Here is a 392-nt window from a genome sequence, read left to right as displayed (position 1 = left end):
AGAACGGAAGACACGAGAGAATGCACAGAACTCTCAAAGCGGAAGCGGTCTACCCGATTCGTTCTTCTATGAGACAACAACAAAAGTCTTTTGATCGTTTTCGAATCGAATACAACGGAGAACGTCCTCACGAAGCCTTGGGTCAAAAGACCCCCTCTCAAGTTTACAGTTCTTCTCAGAGATCTTTTCCGAATCGTATCCCGGAGATTTTTTATCCGGATCATTTTGAGATTCGAAAAGTCGACGAAGGATGTTTTTACTGGAAAAATCAGAGATACTTTATTACTAAGAGTTTAGCCGGAGAAAAAATCGGGTTCGAGCCCATCGAGGATGGTCTCTGGAAGATCTTCTTCAGCTTTGTAACAATCGGTTACTTCAACGAACACACGAAG

At 42.9% G+C, this 392-nt stretch carries 1 protein-coding gene; it reads left to right on the top strand.

Annotated features, from left to right (window positions below):
• Positions 1–392, top strand: a 392-nt coding sequence (locus tag JWG44_RS11130) for an integrase core domain-containing protein (protein WP_205275028.1), incomplete at both ends; no start/stop codon positions are given.

Origin of the sequence: Leptospira ainazelensis (assembly GCF_016918785.1) — a bacterium.
Classification (GTDB): Bacteria; Spirochaetota; Leptospiria; order Leptospirales; family Leptospiraceae; genus Leptospira; species Leptospira ainazelensis.
Note: the sequence above shows the minus strand (reverse complement) of the source record. Positions and strands in the feature narration are given on the sequence as shown.